At 66.0% G+C, this 2,738-nt stretch carries 1 protein-coding gene; it reads left to right on the top strand.

From position 1 onward, the window contains the following. Positions 1-568 precede the first annotated feature (568 nt). Positions 569-2,738: methyl-accepting chemotaxis protein (locus QMX83_RS21080; RefSeq protein ID WP_282298578.1), on the top strand; the 2,170-nt coding region annotated here is incomplete at its 3' end.

Here is a 2,738-nt window from a genome sequence, read left to right as displayed (position 1 = left end):
GGGATGGGGGGTACGGGACACGCCTTAAATCTCCAGTTAGGCTCGGGCGGCACATCCATGTGCCTTCACGGTCCCGTACCCCCCATCCCCCGACCCCTCGAAAGTGGGTCGGCGGCCACGGAAGATCAAAAGCGGGAAAAGCCGCACTTGATCTGGCATTCCCATGGGCCACCGACGCGCTGTCGATGGCGGCTCGGGGTGGGCTGGAGGGGGCGTGAGCCGCATGGATGCGGCGATCGAGCTTACATGGACGTACTTGCAGCGTCCCCCGGAACGCCCATCCCGATCCGCCAACCCAGGGACCCTGTGAACCAAAGGCTGTTCGCCCAAAACCAACAGCAGCCGGGCAGAGCCCGGCTCTACGTAGATCGTGCAATCACAACAAAACCCCCTCCGACGGACATCACAAAAACAACGTGATGCGGAACACTAAAGTCTGGCCGTGAAGACGCCGCTAACCGGAGAGATGGTGAAGGAACACTGTCATGTTCCGTGTCGCACCTGCATCCAAGCCCCCTCGCCCAGCGCCCCCACAGCTGCGCGCCCCGCCTCGTCCGGAGTTCACAGTATGAAGTGGTTCTACGATCTGCCCATCGCCCGCAAGCTCGCGGTCGGGTTCGCCCTCACCACCTTGATGACCATCGCGCTGGGCGTGTTCGCCCTCGTACGGCTCAATGGGGCCAATGCCCAGTTGGCCGGCATGGCCAGCAATGACATTCCGTCCGTTGAACATCTCGGCGAGGTGCGTTCCCTGCTCGGTGAATTCCGTACGTACGAACTGGCGCAGCTGAGCATGCTTGACCAGGCCGACAAGGTGGCCGACTACAACAAGCGCATGGACACCACCGCCAAGGACGCACGCGACGAACTCGCCGCGTACGCCAAGCTGCCGGCCGGCGAGGAAGAGAAGAAGCTGTACAGCCACGTCGCCACCGACCTCGAGGCCTACTTCGCCGCCAATACCGACATGCGCGCCGCCATCGCCGCCGGCGACGGTGTGCTCGCCCAGCAGATCTCCGATGATCGCTCGCGTCCTGCCCGTCGCAAGATGTTCGACGACCTCAAGACCCTTGGGTCCTTCAGCAGCAAGCTGATGCAGTCGCGCATCGACGAAGCCAACGCCACCCACCACAGCAGCGTCGTCGCCATCATCACCACCGTCGTGCTGCTGACCCTGCTCGCCATCGGTGCCGGCGTCGTCATCGCCCGCGCCATCACCCGTCCGCTCGGCCAGGCCGTGCACGCGATCAAGTCCGTCGCCCGCGGCGACCTCAGCGTCAGCACCCGCGCCACCAGCAACGACGAAGTCGGCCAGATGCTCGTGGCCACCGGCGAAATGACCGCCATGCTGCGCCGCTACTCCGATGAAACCCGCAAGATGGCCGAAATGCATGCCGGCCCGGATATCTCGCACCACATGCCGATCGACTTCCCCGGCGTGTATGGCGAACTGGCCGTTGGCACCAACACCGTCATCTTCGAGCACCTGGACGCCATCAAGGACGCCATCGCCGTGCTCAACGAGTACGCCGCCGGCGACCTCTCGCGCGACGCCCGTCGTCTGCCGGGCACCCGCGCGATCCTGCATGAGTCGATGGATGCCGCCAAGGCCAGCCTGCTTGCCATCAACACCCAGATCCAGTCGCTGGCTCGCGCGGCCGCTGCCGGTGACTTCAGCCAGCGCGGCGACGCGCTGCGCTTCGAGCACGACTTCCGGGTGATGATTGAAAACCTCAACACCATGATGGAAGTGGCCGACGGCAACCTCAACCAGCTCTCGCACCTGCTGCAGTCCATCGCCGGTGGCGACCTCACCGCACGCATGCACGGCGAGTTCCACGGCGTGTTCGCCGCCATGCGCGACGATGCCAACACCACCGTCGCCCAGCTGACCCAGATCGTCAGCCGCATCCAGCAGGCCACCGGCAGCATCAGCACCGCCGCCGGCGAAATCGCCTCCGGGAACAACGACCTGTCGCGCCGTACCGAGCAGCAGGCCGCCAATCTGGAAGAAACCGCCGCCTCGATGGAGGAACTCACCTCCACCGTGCGTCAGAACGCCGAGCATGCCCGCCAGGCCAACCAGCTGGCGATCGGCGCGCACAGCGTCGCCACCCAGGGCGGCGAAGTGGTCGGCCAGGTGGTCACCACGATGAGCGCCATCGAGACCTCGTCGAAGAAGATCGCCGAGATCATCTCGGTCATCGACGGCATTGCCTTCCAGACCAACATCCTGGCGCTGAACGCAGCGGTCGAAGCTGCCCGTGCCGGCGAACAGGGCCGCGGCTTTGCCGTGGTCGCCTCCGAAGTGCGCACCCTGGCCCAGCGCTCGGCCAGTGCCGCCAAGGAAATCAAGACCCTGATCGACGAGTCGGTCGACAAGGTCGCCGAAGGCTCCGCACTGGTCAGCCAGGCCGGCAGCACCATGGGCGAGATCGTCGCCTCCGTGCAGCGCGTCACCGACATCATGGCCGAGATCTCCGCGGCCTCGCAGGAACAGTCCGCCGGCATCGAGCAGGTCAACCAGACCGTGGTGCAGATGGACGAAACCACCCAGCAGAATGCCGCGCTGGTGGAGGAAGCCACCGCCGCCGCGCGTGCCATGGAAGAACAGGCCGGCCATCTGACCGATGCGGTGGCGCTGTTCAAACTGGAAGGCCAGGCCACGCGTCCGGTCGCCGCGTCGACGGCCGCGCCGGCCGCCGCGCGTGCGGCTGCACCCGCGCGCGGTCGGGCCC

Origin of the sequence: Stenotrophomonas sp. PS02289, assembly GCF_029960115.1 — a bacterium.
Classification (GTDB): Bacteria; Pseudomonadota; Gammaproteobacteria; order Xanthomonadales; family Xanthomonadaceae; genus Stenotrophomonas.
This window is presented reverse-complemented; position numbering and strand designations above follow the sequence as displayed.